This window comes from Variovorax sp. dw_308, from assembly GCF_019207085.1.
Classification (GTDB): Bacteria; Pseudomonadota; Gammaproteobacteria; order Burkholderiales; family Burkholderiaceae_C; genus Variovorax.
In genome coordinates, this window is record NZ_JAATOM010000105.1 from 1 (window position 1) to 377 (window position 377).

Below are 377 nucleotides of genomic sequence, written 5' to 3' on the forward strand. Positions count from 1 at the left end.
CGCCGAAGAGCAGGGCGTGGCGCAGGACCAGTTGAGCGGAACCATCCAGAACGACATCCTCAAGGAGTTCATGGTCCGCAACACGTACATCTTCCCGCCCGCGCCGAGCATGCGCATCATCGGCGACATCATCGAGTACACGGCGCAGAAGATGCCCAAGTTCAACTCGATCTCGATCAGCGGCTACCACATGCAGGAAGCCGGCGCCAATCAGGCGCTGGAACTGGCCTTCACGCTCGCCGACGGCAAGGAATACGTGAAGACAGCCTTGGCCAAGGGCCTGGACGTGGACGTGTTCGCCGGGCGCCTGAGCTTCTTCTGGGCGATCGGCATGAACTTCTATCTGGAAGTGGCCAAGATGCGCGCCGCGCGCCTGC

1 protein-coding gene is annotated in these 377 nt (G+C 62.1%); it reads left to right on the forward strand.

Annotation, left to right across the window (positions count from 1 at the left end; genetic code table 11):
• The coding region (locus tag HCU76_RS36405) for a methylmalonyl-CoA mutase family protein (RefSeq protein WP_256354757.1) at window positions 1–377 on the forward strand (377 nt) is incomplete at both ends.